Raw genomic sequence first — 651 nt, forward strand, 5'->3', positions numbered from 1 at the left:
TCCGGCGGCGATGCGCGCGTTTCGGCCTTGCGAGGTTACGCGGCGGCCAGTGGCGCCGTCAGCGCGCTTGGCGAAGGGAAGGGCGCGCTCGATGCGCTCGCCAACGGCGGCAAGCCTGAGGCGAAGGTTGAATTGAGTTGGGGGTCGTCGAGCAGCAAGTCGACGGCTTCGTCCGACAGCGCGCAAAACGTGTCGAGCAACATCAAGGCCGGAGGCACGGCGGCGTTCATCGCGACCGGTGACGCGGCGTCGGGGAAAGGCAACGTCAACATCATCGGCTCGAACATCGATGCGAAGGACGTTCTCCTGCAAGCCAACAATCAAGTCAACCTGAGCCATAGCACCGACACCGAGTCGTCGCGCAGCGATAACGAATCGAAGAGCGGCAGTATCGGGGTGTCTTACGGCACGAGCGGATGGGGCGTGTCGGCGTCGCTCTCGAAGTCGAACGGCGATGCCAACTCGGATTCCGAATTCCAAAACAACACGCATATCAACGCGAGCCAGACGGCGGTAATCGCGAGCGGTGGCGACACGAACATCGTCGGCGCGAACGTGAATGCCGACAAGGTCATTGCGCGCGTGGGTGGAGATCTGAACATCGCCAGCGTGCAGGATACGAGCGAGAGTTCCGCGCATCAGCAGAGCATG

1 protein-coding gene is annotated in these 651 nt (G+C 62.5%); it reads left to right on the forward strand.

From position 1 onward, the window contains the following. Positions 1 to 651, forward strand: a 651-nt coding sequence (locus PEP31012_RS23500) for a hemagglutinin repeat-containing protein (protein WP_150591612.1), incomplete at both ends; no start/stop codon positions are given.

This window comes from Pandoraea eparura, assembly GCF_902459725.1.
Taxonomy (GTDB): Bacteria; Pseudomonadota; Gammaproteobacteria; order Burkholderiales; family Burkholderiaceae; genus Pandoraea; species Pandoraea eparura.